The sequence below is a fragment of the Leptospira sanjuanensis genome (assembly GCF_022267375.1).
Lineage (GTDB): Bacteria > Spirochaetota > Leptospiria > Leptospirales > Leptospiraceae > Leptospira > Leptospira sanjuanensis.
Window position 1 is genome coordinate 1,461,712 of record NZ_JAIZBH010000001.1, and the last position, 13,548, is coordinate 1,475,259.

The 13,548-nt window shown below is 47.8% G+C and carries 11 protein-coding genes; 4 read left to right on the forward strand and 7 right to left on the reverse strand.

All coding sequences use genetic code 11. The features are described 5' to 3' along the window. Positions 1 to 75 precede the first annotated feature (75 nt). Positions 76 to 1,038: a hypothetical protein gene (locus LFX17_RS06535; RefSeq protein ID WP_238745744.1), complete on the reverse strand. Its 963-nt coding sequence runs from the start codon at positions 1,036 to 1,038 to the stop codon at positions 76 to 78. Positions 1,039 to 1,134: 96 nt separating this feature from the next. Further along, positions 1,135 to 1,746, reverse strand: a complete 612-nt coding sequence (locus tag LFX17_RS06540) for a TIGR04282 family arsenosugar biosynthesis glycosyltransferase (protein ID WP_238745746.1) — start codon at positions 1,744 to 1,746, stop codon at positions 1,135 to 1,137. A 284-nt stretch (positions 1,747 to 2,030) separates the two neighbouring features. On the opposite strand from LFX17_RS06540, the gene LFX17_RS06545 reads away from it, so the two are divergent. From LFX17_RS06545 to LFX17_RS06555, 3 genes are all read left to right on the forward strand, one after another. Further along, positions 2,031 to 2,231 (forward strand): LIC12338 family lipoprotein, encoded by a 201-nt coding sequence (locus tag LFX17_RS06545; protein WP_238729528.1) that lies wholly within the window; start codon positions 2,031 to 2,033, stop codon positions 2,229 to 2,231. Positions 2,232 to 2,242: 11 nt separating this feature from the next. Then, positions 2,243 to 3,421 carry an LIC_12337 family protein gene (locus tag LFX17_RS06550; RefSeq protein WP_238745748.1) on the forward strand — a complete coding sequence of 393 codons (1,179 nt, stop codon included), beginning with the start codon at positions 2,243 to 2,245 and terminating at the stop codon, positions 3,419 to 3,421. A 194-nt stretch (positions 3,422 to 3,615) separates the two neighbouring features. Further along, positions 3,616 to 4,356 carry a GNAT family N-acetyltransferase gene (locus LFX17_RS06555; RefSeq protein WP_238745750.1) on the forward strand — a complete coding sequence of 247 codons (741 nt, stop codon included), beginning with the start codon at positions 3,616 to 3,618 and terminating at the stop codon, positions 4,354 to 4,356. On the opposite strand, the gene LFX17_RS06560 is transcribed toward LFX17_RS06555, so the two are convergent. Together LFX17_RS06560 and LFX17_RS06565 are read right to left on the reverse strand one after the other, a co-directional pair. Continuing rightward, positions 4,353 to 5,681 (reverse strand): sterol desaturase family protein, encoded by a 1,329-nt coding sequence (locus LFX17_RS06560; protein WP_238745752.1) that lies wholly within the window; start codon positions 5,679 to 5,681, stop codon positions 4,353 to 4,355. The two genes, LFX17_RS06555 and LFX17_RS06560, sit on opposite strands and share 4 nt — an antisense overlap. A 238-nt stretch (positions 5,682 to 5,919) precedes the next feature. Further along, positions 5,920 to 6,426: a GNAT family N-acetyltransferase gene (locus tag LFX17_RS06565; RefSeq protein ID WP_238745754.1), complete on the reverse strand. Its 507-nt coding sequence runs from the start codon at positions 6,424 to 6,426 to the stop codon at positions 5,920 to 5,922. 148 nt (positions 6,427 to 6,574) lie between these two features. Between LFX17_RS06565 and LFX17_RS06570 the strand changes: the two genes are divergently transcribed. Then, the gene (locus LFX17_RS06570; protein WP_238729533.1) at positions 6,575 to 7,636 is read left to right on the forward strand and encodes a saccharopine dehydrogenase family protein; all 1,062 of its coding nucleotides are present in this window, start codon (positions 6,575 to 6,577) and stop codon (positions 7,634 to 7,636) included. Positions 7,637 to 7,709: 73 nt separating this feature from the next. Here the strand turns inward: LFX17_RS06570 and LFX17_RS06575 are convergent, their stop codons facing one another. The 3 genes from LFX17_RS06575 to LFX17_RS06585 form a co-directional block, all read right to left on the reverse strand. Further along, the gene (locus LFX17_RS06575; protein ID WP_238745756.1) at positions 7,710 to 8,162 is read right to left on the reverse strand and encodes a hypothetical protein; all 453 of its coding nucleotides are present in this window, start codon (positions 8,160 to 8,162) and stop codon (positions 7,710 to 7,712) included. After that, positions 8,159 to 8,656: a hypothetical protein gene (locus tag LFX17_RS06580; RefSeq protein WP_238729534.1), complete on the reverse strand. Its 498-nt coding sequence runs from the start codon at positions 8,654 to 8,656 to the stop codon at positions 8,159 to 8,161. The genes LFX17_RS06575 and LFX17_RS06580 overlap by 4 nt, the downstream gene beginning before the upstream one ends. 282 nt (positions 8,657 to 8,938) lie before the next feature. Continuing rightward, on the reverse strand, positions 8,939 to 13,318 hold the full coding sequence (locus LFX17_RS06585) for an Ig-like domain-containing protein (RefSeq protein ID WP_238745758.1): 4,380 nt from the start codon (positions 13,316 to 13,318) through the stop codon (positions 8,939 to 8,941). Positions 13,319 to 13,548 lie beyond the last annotated feature (230 nt).

The window sequence follows — 13,548 nt, forward strand, 5'->3', positions numbered from 1 at the left end:
GGGACGTCAACGGAATTAAATCGGCGGGTTGCGGAGGTTTGCGTCTTTCTATAATCTGGGTCGGATTGAATTTTTTTATTTTTTCAAATCCTCGTAATCCGGAAGAAATACCTTTAGATCTCCCTTAGAATTCAGATTCAGATTCCCGAGAGAAAGTTGAACGAGCAAATTCTTCATATGAAAGTCGAGAAGGTCCGAAGGATCCTGATCGATCAGAAGCAGACTCGTGTTTTTGAGAGAAACGGAACCGACTCGAATTTCTCCGCCGGAAATCCGGATCTGATTCGGAGTTCCCGGCTGAAACTCAAGATTCGGAAGAGGAGGAATATTGTTCGTATCGAAACGAACCAAGATCCGATCGGGCAAAAGAGAAATCTTACTGATGGTTCCTTGGATTCTCGGAGGAGGCAAAAGAAGAAAGGATTGAATGCGAAAACTTTTTTCCACGATTTCCAAACCTCTTCCTTTCGGAATGGGAAGCAGTTCCTTCAGTCCCACACCGAGGCTCGATAAAAGATCTCCCGCACCCGGAATTCCGGCCGCGTTCATCCGTTCCGATTTTAAAATCAGCATCGAACTGTTCGGTACGAGTTCCAGATCGCAGATCATTTCCACGTCCACCCAGAAAACGAGTTTATATTCTCCCAAAATTCGGATCTTGCGTTTGCCGTCCTTTTCGATCGTGGATAGTTTCAAATTTCGTAATGGAAAGTCCGGAAAAGACTTTACGTTTTCATTGAATAGAAATTCCAAAACGGAGATCTCGAATTCGGTGTCTCCTTGAAACAGATTGAGATGAAAGGAATCCGGATCGTTGAAATCCACGGGAGAATTCTTCCGGTTGGAGGAAGCCTGAACGGTGAGACGGTTGACCGTGAAATAGATCTTATCTTCCAGACGGAACTTGACGTTTTTGAGTTTGAGATACGCGTCCGAAGATTCTGAACCGACGCGTTCCGAGTTTGCCTGCGCAAACATCGACGCGTTTGCCAACAGAAGAATCGAGACAAGAATCGGCAGGTTCCGAAAAAATCGCATGGACGAATTCTCGTCGACGCTCTCGAAATGAAAACCTTTTAATCGATGGGGAACGACGGGCCGGTTTAAATTCTGCGTCGAAAAAAGTAGGTCCGTTTAAAGAACGATTTTTCCGGAACGAATGTACGGACCTAAGTCTTCCGGTTCGTCCACGTCGCCGAGTTTGGGAAGAATCCAAACGTTCTTTCGTAAAAGTTGCAATTTTTCTAATGTACCTGCGAACACTCGATCGGTGCTCCAAGGAACTTCGCGAAAGATTTCCGGAAGATATGACTTAAGTCCTAAGAGATAGTATCCTCCGTCCAAGGCCGGACCGACCACCACGTCGGACTGATCGAGAGCCGAGAACGCTTCGCGGATATGTTTGGTTTCGAGGTCGGGGCAATCGCTTCCGATGATGACCGCTTTTTGGGCTCCTTGCGAGAACGTTTCGGAAAACGCATGGGACATTCTAAAACCCAAATCCTCCCCCGATTGCAGGTGGGCGCTGACTTGATTTCCCCATTTACCGGATACGAATTCGGGAATCGAATCGAAATACAATCGAACGGGAAGGTCTAAACCCGCGACTTGCTTTTGTGTGATTTCGACGAGCTGTTCGTAGACGTTCAGCGCGGCTTCGTTTCCGAGTCCCGCGGCCAGCCTCGTTTTCACTTGGCCGATTCTGGGGTTTTTTAAAAAAAGAATGAGAGTTTCTTTGTTATCCATGCGTATGTGCGGTTTTAAGCCTCTTATAAAGAGAAACCGAATGCCTTATAATTAGTAAGGAATGGTGTTCCCAATCGAATGAGAATCCTGATTGACCAGAGTTTTCCTTCCGATAGTTTATAAGAATCCGATTTCTTAAAATGGGATTCTGAACGGCGCAGACTTGCCGTAGATGTAAATTCGAGTAAGGGAATCGGCTGTAAAGAGAAATTCGATCGAGTTGAAAAAACCGATTCGATTGGATGTTGAAACTAGTAAAGCCTCAGTCATGAGGGAGGAAGTTTATGAAAATTTTTCGCAATATTCTTTCCGCCGGAATTCTTGCGATCGTCCTCTTCAGCGCTCTTTTGATCGGAGCCTGTAAGAAGAAGGAAAACAACGACGATACCAACAACGCAATTCTTCTTTGGTTGGCGACTCAACCCTATGTGGAACAGAGTAAGACCGGCTTTTTTATCATCGTTCCGAAAGGAATCGCTCAATGAGGAAAATCAAAATGAAGAAGTCATGGATTCTTTTCGCATTTGCGATTCTCGTTTTTTTAGGTTTAGGACTTAGCTTCCGCAGCGACCGAGTTCCTTTTTTCGTGAGAGAGGATTCTCCGAAACCCTTTCCCGTTCGTTTGGAATTGCTTGAACCGCTTCGTGCAAGCGCGGACAGTTGGGGATTTGTGCGCCAGTCGGCAACCTGGGCCCGCGGAAACTCTTTGTTTATGGACGATTTGATCTTCGCGATCCGCAGAGTTTTCCCCGCAGGAACGACCGCGAACATCACTCTCGCAAATCAAAACTTCAACGGAAATTTATACACGCTTCGTTTGAAATTGAATTCCGGAAACGTTTCGTATCAACCGTCCACTCTTTCCGCTCCGGCTTCTTATACGAACTTTTTCGAACTTCGTTCTTCCTCCGATAACCAGCCTGCGTTGCAGTTTTTCTTTGACGATGATCCGAGGTCGGCTTCCGGAGACGGTGCGGTTCTTTTGTATCAGTTGAGCAGACTCGATCCGAGTCGTTGGGCCGGTGCTACCGCGTTGATTGAAAGTTATGTGGTTCAACCCGTGATCACCGGATTTCCGAATCAAGGTTTGATCCAGACGTATTCTTGGAAAGGACCGTTGGGTTCGGATTCTCTCGGCCAAGACGTGGATACGGGAAGAGTCATCTTAGAAGAGATGGACAACCGCACCGTGTTTTGTTTTAAATCCGTAGTGAGTTTTCACGGGACTACGAATCTTGTTCCGATCAACTCACAAACAGCTTTGCTGGGATATTCGGCCAATCAAGGACTTTGTCCGGGAGCCGGAAGAGAATACTACAAACTTGCCTATAGTCAAAAACTGGACGGAAGTTTGAACGTAACCGCAAAGGGCGGTTTGGAACAAGCCGCGATCACGGCCGGACAAGCGATCACTTGTAATACGACCGTAAATGCGTTCGTAAACTTTACGCCGACATACGGTCTGTTCAACTTCAACGGTTTTATTTCCGAAGGCGTTGCCGCGAGTGCGATTCCTGCGGACTTTATCCAAGCGACTCGCGTGGACGGATTGTATGATCGAGTCGGAACCGTCGGAAAGTCCGCGGCAACAACAAGCCCTGCCGGTTCGAGTTGGGATACTCTGACGAAGGCGTATATCGACGCGATTACGATCTCTTTCGCAACCGTTCCTTGATGTCGTAAATGCGTTCGATGTAAATTCGAATGTGTTGTCGAATGAGAATGATGCGATCGCAGCGTCCTTTCGATTCCGAAAACAGGTTCGGAGTTTCGTAATCCGCATAAGACAAAATCTTCCTTTAAAAGCCTCCGAGTTTCGGAGGCTTTTTTTGTGCTTTCAACATTCTCCCGTGCCGCTGAAATCGAAGAATGGAATTTCGTTTTTTGACGTTTCAAGAAGCCATCCGCTCCGGCTTTACGGAAACGGACTTCGAACTCGACGTATGGCCGACGTTTTTAAACCAAGATCCGATCGGAAACAAATATTATTCTTTTATTATAAAAGAATTTGCTCATCTGCACTGTATCGCTTTTACGCAGGAGAATCGAGTCGTGGGGACGGGAAAGATTCTCCCGTTCGAATGGGACGGAACTCCGGAAGGACTTCCGAAAGGATGGGACGCCGCGATCGTAAAGAGCGTAAGCGATTGGAAGGAAAAGAAGGTTTGTAATGCGGTCAGCGCCTGGTCGATCGAAATTGCGAAGGACTTTCGGGGAGGAGGATTGTCTCATCTCATTCTCGCGCGGCTTAAAGAGAACGCGGGCGCGCATGGAATCTCTCGGTTGTTCGCTTGCGTTCGGCCCAATCAAAAAGAGAAGTTTCCCTTTCTATCGATGGAAGAATATCTCGAACGAAAACGGGAGGACGGTGTTAGCGAAGATCCTTGGGTCCGAGTGCATGAAAAGGCCGGAGGTAAAAAGATTCGAATCGAACCCAACTCGATGCACATTCAGGGAACGATCGCGGATTGGGAAATTTGGACGGGGATGAAATTTCCGGAATCGGGTAGATTTGCGATTCCGGGCGGTTTGGTCCCGGTCGTCATCGACCGGGAAAGAAATTTAGGAGAATATACGGAACCGAACGTATGGTTCCGTCATGATATTTAAGCGGTTCTTCGGAGAATTTCCTGAACGGGATTGATTTCCTGGACGGAAGCGAAGAAACTTCTGTAGCTCAAAAACCAAACCGAGGAAATCACGCTGAGAGCCAAGGTTCCCAAAGTCACGTTCATTTCTCCCGAAAGTGCGTAAGCTCCCGCAACTAAAACCGCCAAACGCAGAGGTTCCGTAAAAAGAGCCCAACGTTTTCTTTCCAGAATTCCGCCTAACGTAAGCAGGGATAGAAGGGTGACTGCGCTGATAACGCTGATACTGAACATGGAAAGTGAGTTCACTTTAACGAGCATTCCGAACGCGAGCGCCACGGTAATTACGAACCAAACAAGAGAGTAAAGACTCATACCTTTCGGAATTTGAACATCATATTTGTGGAATGTTTTTGTCGAAACTTCGGGGATCGGATATTGTCCTCCGAGTTCCTGCGGTCTCCAGCCTGGCATAGCAAAGAATACTTTGATCTTATCGGACCAACGGGGACAACGCCACGCGAGTTCGATCATTTCCCACCAGTAGTGAAGGTTCGCCCAGATCGGATTGAAACTTTGCAGAGGTTTTACGGTTCCGTAAACCGGTTCTTCGGTTTCGGGTTCGAAGGTTCCGAACCATTTGTCGAACACGATCAGGGTTCCGCCGTGATTCTTATCGATGTATTTCGGGTTGATTCCGTGGTGAACTCTATGGTGAGAAGGTGTGTTGAAGATCGCTTCGAACCAACGGGGAAGTTTTCCGATCGCTTTCGTATGAATCCAGAATTGATAGATCAGGTTGAGCTGACCGTTCAAAATCATAACGATCGGAGAAAAACCGATCAATGCAAGCGGAAGATAAAAGACCCATGTGAAGATACTGTGAAAACTCGCCTGACGAAGAGCGACGGTGAGATTGTATTCTTCGCTTTGATGATGAACGACATGTCCTGCCCAAAGGAAATTGATCTCGTGACTGAGGCGATGAGTCCAGTAATACGCCAAATCGTAACCGATAAAACAAAGAATCCAAACGCCTACGACGAGAATCCAAGCCCAGGTTAAAGAGCTTAGCCCCAGGGTTCCTGCAGGAACGATGGAAAGAGCTTCGCTCGGCCAAGAAGGGAGATTGAAAATTCGAAACTTCTCATAGATTAAAATATAAGCGAACATGGTAACGGTTTTTTTAAAAACACCCACCACTTCGCTCGCGGTTCCCGCAGAGAGATCGTTGATCGAATCGTTCAACCGATAGAGTTTACGTTTGTGATACGCGGAAAAAGCCATTTCCAGGAAGATCAGCAAAAAGAAAAAGGGAATTGCGATCGTGACGAGATTGATTTCCATAGAGCCGCCCAAATAAGTTCTGGTTTTAGTTTATTCTTCGAATTCTTCCTTGGTCAATTCAAAAACAAAAACGCCGTTCAGAAAGGGGTTTTTTCATTACAAACGTTATGAAATATGCGAATTCGAAATCAGAATGTCGTATAACAAAACGCGAATTCCATTTTTCAAGGTTATGGAATTTGAACGATTGTTCGAGCCGGAGGAATGAAAATTACGAAAAAGGAAACGAGCCGGATCTTTAAGCGTGATCCCGTGAACGGGAATAGATCCATTGGTCCAAAAAGGTTCCGTTTTTAAACACGGCTTCCTTACTCGTTCCGTCCAACACGAATCCGTTTTTTTCCAAAGCTCTGGCGGAGGCGGGTCGGTTTGAGAAAACCTCCGCGTAGATTCGGTGCAATCCGTGTTCCGTATATGCAATATTTAGAATATATGAGATTGCTTGAGTAACGATTCCCCGGTTCCAGAACGTTTCGCCGATCCAATAGCCGATTTCTCCGTTAAACCGATAGACGTCGTCCTTAAAAATCAAAGTGATGATCCCGATCGCATTCTCCTCGAATACGATCGCAAACGTCCTGGATCGGGAATCCCTCAAACAAGCTCGAATAAAATCGAGGGCGTCCGATAGTTGATACGGAAAGGGGAATGCTCCGCGTAAACCTAAGAATACGTTTTCCGAATTCGCGTGAACGGCAAGAGAAGACGCGTGTGATTCGGAGATCGGTTCCAATCGAAGATTCATCTGATTCATAAGGGACGATCAAAGGGGAAAAACTCCAAAAGAAAGTAAGATAAAAACGTTTCAAAGTCAATTCACTTCTACGGAAGACGTTTTGGAAATTTCTGTCATCACTTGACGAATTCTTCCGTTTTGCGAAAATCTGGTCTTTATGGCGGCTAAGAAAAAGAACTGGCTTCTTTACGGAGCAAACGGCTACACGGGAGAATTGATCGCAAGAAAGGCGGTGGAACGCGGACAAGCGCCGATTCTCGCCGGAAGAAACGAAGCGAAGATCCGCCTTCTCGCCGAAGAATTGAATTTGCCGTTTCGAATCTTTACGCTCGATACTGCGGAAGAAATTCAAAGTCAAATCTCCGATTGTTTCTTGGTCTTACACTGCGCCGGTCCTTTTATCGAGACAGCGGTTCCGATGGCGAACGCTTGTATCGAGTCGGGTGTTCACTATCTGGACATCACGGGAGAAATTCCCGTTTACGAAAAACTTCATTCTCTATCTTCCAAAGCGCTTGCGAAAAAAGTAATGCTTCTTCCCGGAGTCGGATTCGACATCGTTCCCACCGATTGCCTTGCAGTGATGTTGAAGGAAAAGCTTCCCAAGGCTCATTTTTTGGAACTCGGTTTTTCCGGGTTTACGGACATTTCAAGGGGAACTCTAAAGAGCGCTCTCGCACAACTTCCGTACGGAAGTAAGGTGAGAAGAAACGGAAAGATCGAAACGATTCCTCAGTTGAGTCTGAAAAAGGTCGTGGAGATCAGCGGAAGTTACGCGGAATTTTTTGCGATTCCGTGGGGAGACGTTTTTACGGCGTTTGTTTCAACAGGAATTCCGAATATTACGGTTTACTCATCTTTACCCGCTTCTCAAGCGAAGATTTTGAAACTGCTGCAGCCGACCACGTTCTTTTTAAAAAATTCGTTGATTCTGAAAGGAATGCAGAAACTCGTCGAAGTGACCGTCAGCGGTCCGGGGGATGAAAAGAGAAAAAAAGGCTCCGTTCTTTTATGGGGTGAGGCTTGGACCGAGGCCAGTTCGAAAAAGGTTTCGATCCGGATGCGTTGTGCGGAAGGTTACGAATTTACCGTAGAGTCCGCGTTGGCCGCCGTTGCCAAGGTGGAAAAAGGGAGGGTTCAATCGGGCTTTACGACTCCCGCCCAAGCGTTCGGCTCCAAGTTCGTTTTAGAAATTCCCGGAACGAAAATCCTCGCCTAATGACGCATAGGCGGAAGTCCGGTAACTTCGCGGTTTTAGAAGCGCAAGGATAAAAATAGAAATTTCTTGAGGTTTACGAGTGGGTTATAATCCGCACGGAAATCGTGTTCTGATTTTCTTTTAAGATTCCGCACAGCTGTAGAGTCCAGTGTTTCGCGGCCTTGTCGTTGGATCGAGACGGTTCGCTCAGCATTCTCCAACCCCAATCCTCGAGTCCGATCCAAGAACCGTTCGGAAGAATTAGACCCGATGTATAGTACTGATCGGGAAGATTGCGGGTGAAACAGACGTTATATAAAACGGCAGCCGATTCTTCTGAAAATTCCTTTCGAAGTTCCGCATCGGTCCAGAGCGATTCCTGCGGACCGAGCCAACTCTGATCCGGAAAAAACCAATAGTCCCACCATTTCTTCTGATTCATATCGATTCGATCTTCGTCCAGTTTGTGTTTGAACAAAGCGGAATTCAGTTCTTCCGAAACGGATTTTATTTTTCGGGGAAGAAGAACGGTCGTATGCGATTTCACTTCTCTTTCGTTTCCGCATTGCCGGAAAAACGATCGAGTTCCGTTAAAAATCGATTCGCATTTTCTTCCGAGTCGAAGCCGGTTCGATCGAGCAAAAAGTAGACGACCGAATAAACCCGTGCCTTTAGAAAAACATAATGTTTTTTGCGGATGATTTTTATGACGTCTTTCGGTTGTAAACGAAGTTCTCCTTTGTCGTCCACGATCGAAAGTTCGTTTTCATCGATTCGAACCGTTCCCTGCAAATCCTCGAACCGGATTCGTTTTAAAAATAAAAACGGCCTAAGAATATGATAGAATCCTAAAATACCAAAAAAGAATGCAAAGCTCAGTCGATAGAGCGATTCCTCCAAAAGGCCGTATTCCAATATTGGAATGAGAAGCAGAATCGGTCCGGTGAATCTTCTTTGAAACCAAAGTATCGGCCGGTTGTAATATCCGAAGAGATAATTTTTCTTTTGTTGCTGTTTGGTGAGAGAGTATGTGAATTCCATAGGCGGTTCTTTTAGGAACAACAGAAATCGCTCCTGTTTTGTACTTATTTTACGATCATTCGGACCTTTTCCGAAAGATCGCTGCTTTCGGCGTACGAAGTTTCGGTGAAATCACCGCTTCGTTTTTCCTGTTCGTATAATTAAAAGAAGAATCTGAATTCTTCCGAAATCAAGAACAAGCAGACTTTCTATCGTCTGCCTGTTCCTTTGATTTTCCTACATAAAGATCTTTTGAAGTCAGCACAAGACCCCGGATGGTTCGATCATCCTGCGTAAATTCGATCAATAGATTGCGGAGCCGAACTCATTTGTATTGGAAGCGGCCCCTCCGATTCCTCCGAACAAACCGGAACCCAAGATTACGCTATCCGCGCTTGCGGGGTTGTTCGTAATCGGCGCTACCCCGCCCGTGGAATGATAGATTCGAACCGCCTCCGATCCGTTTATCAGTAAATCGGGAAGCCCGTCTCCATTCACATCGCTGGTTCCGATCGGTATTCCGGGACCGTTGAGCATGGAATTGATTCCATAGAGCCCCCCCGTCACCATCGTGACATCTGCCATCGTAGTGTCCCGGGTCGCCCCGCCAACGGCTGGGGTCAAATATACGTACACAGTATTCGGACCCATGAATGCGGATGCTGTCATGACATCCGCCCTTCCGTCCAAATCCATGTCACGAACTGCAAGTGTGAGTCCCAAGAATTGTCCATTGATTCCGTTCATTCCTGTAAATGCGCGGATGGCGCCTCCCAATGTTAAAGGAGTTCCGATTCCTCCGGCTCCCGCCGAATAATATGCGACGATCCGCCCTTGCTGGTTTACGTTCGGATTTCCTACTTGAATGAAGAAAGGGGCTCCTGCTATGACATCGTTGAAACCGTCCAGATTCATATCACCCACCGCAACGGAATATCCGAGTTGTGCGGCTCCACCGGGAACTCCAACTGCTGCAGGCGCGTTTCCGGTGTTATTCGTTATCGTATGAACCGTCGCGGTCAATCCTGCCGCTGCTCCGTAATAAACGTAGACTCTTCCCCAATCGATCCCGCCTCCTGCATACCCGGCATTGAAAATATATCCGGGGGCTCCGACCACGAGATCGTCTTCATTGCCTCCGTTAATATTTCCCGTTGCAAGGGAATATCCAAACCGTTCGCTCGCGGCTCCACCCGTTCTGAAAGAGGAGGCTCCCGCCCCAGCAGCAGTTACGGTTGCAGCCGTAATTCCCGCTGCACCGGCGGAATGAAATACATAGACTCTTCCTCTGGATCCATTGTAGCTCGGTGCTCCTACGATCAAATCCGTATAACCGTCTCCGTTGATGTCGCCTGTCGCTAATGCGCTTCCAAATTCATCGGTGGTTCCATTGGTTCCCGTCAACGTACTGTTGGCAAAGGCCGCAAAGGAAGTAGTGATACCCGCCGTTCCGGAAGAATAGAAGAGATAAACCCGGCCGTTGTTGGTTCCCGCGCTTTGGAATCTTGGAGATCCGATCGCTACGTCCGCATAACCGTCCCCGTTAAAATCTCCCATCGTTGCGGTTTTTCCGAAAAAGGACGCCGCGGTTCCAATGATGATTTTGCTCGCGAACTGAGCATTGGGGATCGTGATTCCAGCTGCTCCCGAAGAATGGAAGATGAAGACTAGTCCCTGTCCGTATTCCGGCGCTACTAAATCGGTAAACCCATCTCCGTTGATGTCCTTATTGGTTCCTTTTCTTACTGTGACTACGGGAGAGATCGTTACGTTATTGGAAGCGTCCGTCGCTCTTACTTGGATCGTGTGCTGGGAAAAGGATTTCCAAGTGGCTGCTCCGGCAGGGAGTGGAAACTTCCAGTTGTTTGTTCCGGTTGCTAACGCATACGGCCCACTATCCAGGGAAACTTCTACGGTTGCAATCGCTCCACCATCGGTTGCGGTGCCGGAGACGAAGCCGCTTTCCAAAATGGTATTGTTTCTTGCGTTTCCGATCACAAGTCCCGGAGCTGTGACGTCTAATGCGGCTCCGGTCGTAAAGTTCCAGTTAAACGCCGCCCCGATCGCATTTCCCGCGAGGTCTTTTGCGGCTACGGTGATCGTCGCGGTATGATTCGTTCCCGCAGGGAGAAATGCAGTCGGTGTAAAGGTTGCTGTCGTGCCTGAGCAAGTGACCGTTCCTACGACCGCCGCACCGTTATTTAAAGTAAACGAAGCGGTATTGAGCGTTGTACAGTCCATAGTCTCACTAAAAGAAACGGAAATATTCGCGTTCGTTGCGACTCCGGTGCTTCCGTTTGCAGGAGCAATCAGAGAGACGGTCGGTGCAGTCGTATCCGGCGCAACACCGGTAGTAAATGTCCAGGAATACGCGACCGCTAAAGAATTTCCTGCCACATCTTTGACAGCAGTCGAAACTGTCGCCGTATAGGTCGTAGAAAATGCTAAGGTTGGGGTTGGGTCGAACGTAGCAACGGTTCCAGAACAACCAACTGTACCGGCGATCCCGCTTCCGTCACTCAATGTGATATTTGCGGTTGTAATCGTTGCACAATCGATCGCTTCACTGAACGCAATGCTGAGAGAACTATTCACGGGGACGACTGTAGCGCCGACGATCGGACTGACAAAGGAAACCGTGGGAGCCGTCGTATCCGGCGCTAAGCCCGTCGTAAATGTCCAGGTATACAAAGCGGGAATCGAATTTCCCGCAAGGTCTTTGACCGTGGTCGTAAGGGAAGCCGTATAAGTCGTGTTATATGCCAATGCGGCGGTAGGATCAAAGGTCGCCGATGTTCCTGCACAAGAAACCGTTCCGGGAACGGCGACGCCACCATTTAAGGTAAAACTTGCGGTGGTAATCGTAGCGCAGTTCATCGGTTCGCTGAAAACCGCACTTACGTTCGTATTGATTCCCACGCCTGTGAGAGCGTTTGCCGGAGTGACAAAGGAAACCGTCGGAGCTGTGGAATCAGGAGCAGCGCTGGTGCTAAAGGTCCAGGTATACGGTACGGTGAGAGAATTTCCTGCTACGTCTTTGACCGCAGTCGCAATCGTTGCAGTGTAATTCGTTCCGTAGGCAAGTGCTACCGTCGGAGTAAACGTTGCCGCGGTTCCGGAACAACCGACGGTTCCTGCGATCGCACTTCCGTCACTCAACGTGATGTTTGCAGTTGTGATCGTAGCACAATCGATCGCTTCACTGAACGCGATGCTGAGAGAGCTGTTTACCGGAACGGCGGTGGCTGCGTTAGACGGACTGACAAAAGAAACGGTGGGAGCCGTCGTATCCGGCGCTAAGCCCGTCGTAAAGGTCCAGGTATACAAAGCAGGAATCGAATTTCCCGCAAGGTCCTTTGCGGTTGTAGTGATCGAAGCCGTGTATGTCGTGTTAAATGCCAATGCGGCGGTAGGATCAAAGGTCGCCGATGTTCCTGCACACGAAACAGTTCCCGGAACTGCGGCTCCTCCGTTCAACGTAAAACTTGCGGTTGTAATCGTAGCGCAGTTCATCGGTTCGCTGAAAACGGCGCTGACATTTGTATTGATTCCCACGCCCGTGAGAGCGTTTGCCGGAATAACTAAAGAAACCGTCGGAGCTGTCGAATCCGGTGCGACACCCGTACTAAAACTCCAAGTGAACGGAGCTGCGAGAGGGTTTCCAGCAAGATCCTTTACCCCTGTTGAAATCGTCGCCGTGTAAGTCGTAGCATAGGCCAGGGGTAACGTTGGAGTGAAGGTTGTCGCCGAACCGATACAACCGACCGTTCCGACCACTGCAGTAAATCCATCCGTAAGAGTGATGTTCGCTGTTGTGAACGTTGCGCAGTCTATCGGCTCGTCAAACGCGATACTCAAAGACCCGTTCACGGAAAAATTGTTGGAAGTATTTGCCGGGTTAATAAAGGAGACGTTCGGAGCAGTTACATCCGGTGCGGCCCCCGTCATAAAATTCCAGGCATATATCGAGGTTAACGGGTTGCCCGCCAAATCTCTGGCGCCTGTCGTAATTCTTGCCGTATAAGCCGTATTTGGTGCAAGAGCGGCAGCCGGTGCAAAGGTTGCGGAAGTTCCTCCGCAGGTAACGGTCCCCGCCACGGCCGCTCCGTCATCCACTAAAAACGTGGTCGTGTCGATTGTAGTACAGTCTACATTTTCGCTGAAGGCAACGCTAACGGAAGAATTGTTTGGAACCGCCGAATTTCCGTTGTTCGGAGTCGTTAAGGAAACCGCAGGGGCGATTACATCGACGGTCGCAGCGGTTGTAAAATTCCAGATCATATCTTCTTTGAGAGAAATTCCCGCGGAAGATCTAATTTCCTTCGCAATAGTTACGGTATAGGTTGTTGAGGAAGAAAGAGCGGAATTCGGAGTAAGAACTGCCGTTGTATTGTTTAGTGTCAAGCTAGCGGGGATCAAAGTAGTCGCTTGTTTGATAAAAAAAGTAGAAGTAGTTACGCTGGAAGAATCGAATGCTTCACTGAACGTAACCTGAACGGCCGTATTCATAGGAATATCGCTCACGCCCGAGCCGGGAGTGATTTGGGAAACGCTGAATGAATTTCCTTTTCCGCCCAGATCTAAATACGCGAGAAAAGGAAGGCTATTTTTGCTTCCGTTGACGCAATTCGCGTTCCAGACCAAAAGTAGAACCAGCAGAATGGTTTTTGTAATTCTTTGCATAGTAACCTCCAACGAAATCCGGACTTTTTCTTTTTGGCGCCGGCGCTCATCGGAAAGATTAACATAAATCAGCACCCTCGGTCATTTTAGGTTATAATCTGAATTATAAACTTTGAAGGCCAAAGTACGCATTTGTTTGCTTCTCAAATTCTTGTCAAATTCACTAATATGAACACTTTATTATGAAAAAATATTTTTATGTACATTGGTTTAGTTGCAGGAAAAAAGAA

Coding starts and splice junctions, on each gene's coding strand:
- LFX17_RS06535 (WP_238745744.1), bottom strand. CDS start 1,038: ATGCGATTTTTTCGGAACCTGCCGATTCTTGTCTCGATTCTTCTGTTG.
- LFX17_RS06540 (WP_238745746.1), bottom strand. CDS start 1,746: ATGGATAACAAAGAAACTCTCATTCTTTTTTTAAAAAACCCCAGAATC.
- LFX17_RS06545 (WP_238729528.1), top strand. CDS start 2,031: ATGAAAATTTTTCGCAATATTCTTTCCGCCGGAATTCTTGCGATCGTC.
- LFX17_RS06550 (WP_238745748.1), top strand. CDS start 2,243: ATGAAGAAGTCATGGATTCTTTTCGCATTTGCGATTCTCGTTTTTTTA.
- LFX17_RS06555 (WP_238745750.1), top strand. CDS start 3,616: ATGGAATTTCGTTTTTTGACGTTTCAAGAAGCCATCCGCTCCGGCTTT.
- LFX17_RS06560 (WP_238745752.1), bottom strand. CDS start 5,681: ATGGAAATCAATCTCGTCACGATCGCAATTCCCTTTTTCTTTTTGCTG.
- LFX17_RS06565 (WP_238745754.1), bottom strand. CDS start 6,426: ATGAATCTTCGATTGGAACCGATCTCCGAATCACACGCGTCTTCTCTT.
- LFX17_RS06570 (WP_238729533.1), top strand. CDS start 6,575: ATGGCGGCTAAGAAAAAGAACTGGCTTCTTTACGGAGCAAACGGCTAC.
- LFX17_RS06580 (WP_238729534.1), bottom strand. CDS start 8,656: ATGGAATTCACATACTCTCTCACCAAACAGCAACAAAAGAAAAATTAT.
- LFX17_RS06585 (WP_238745758.1), bottom strand. CDS start 13,318: ATGCAAAGAATTACAAAAACCATTCTGCTGGTTCTACTTTTGGTCTGG.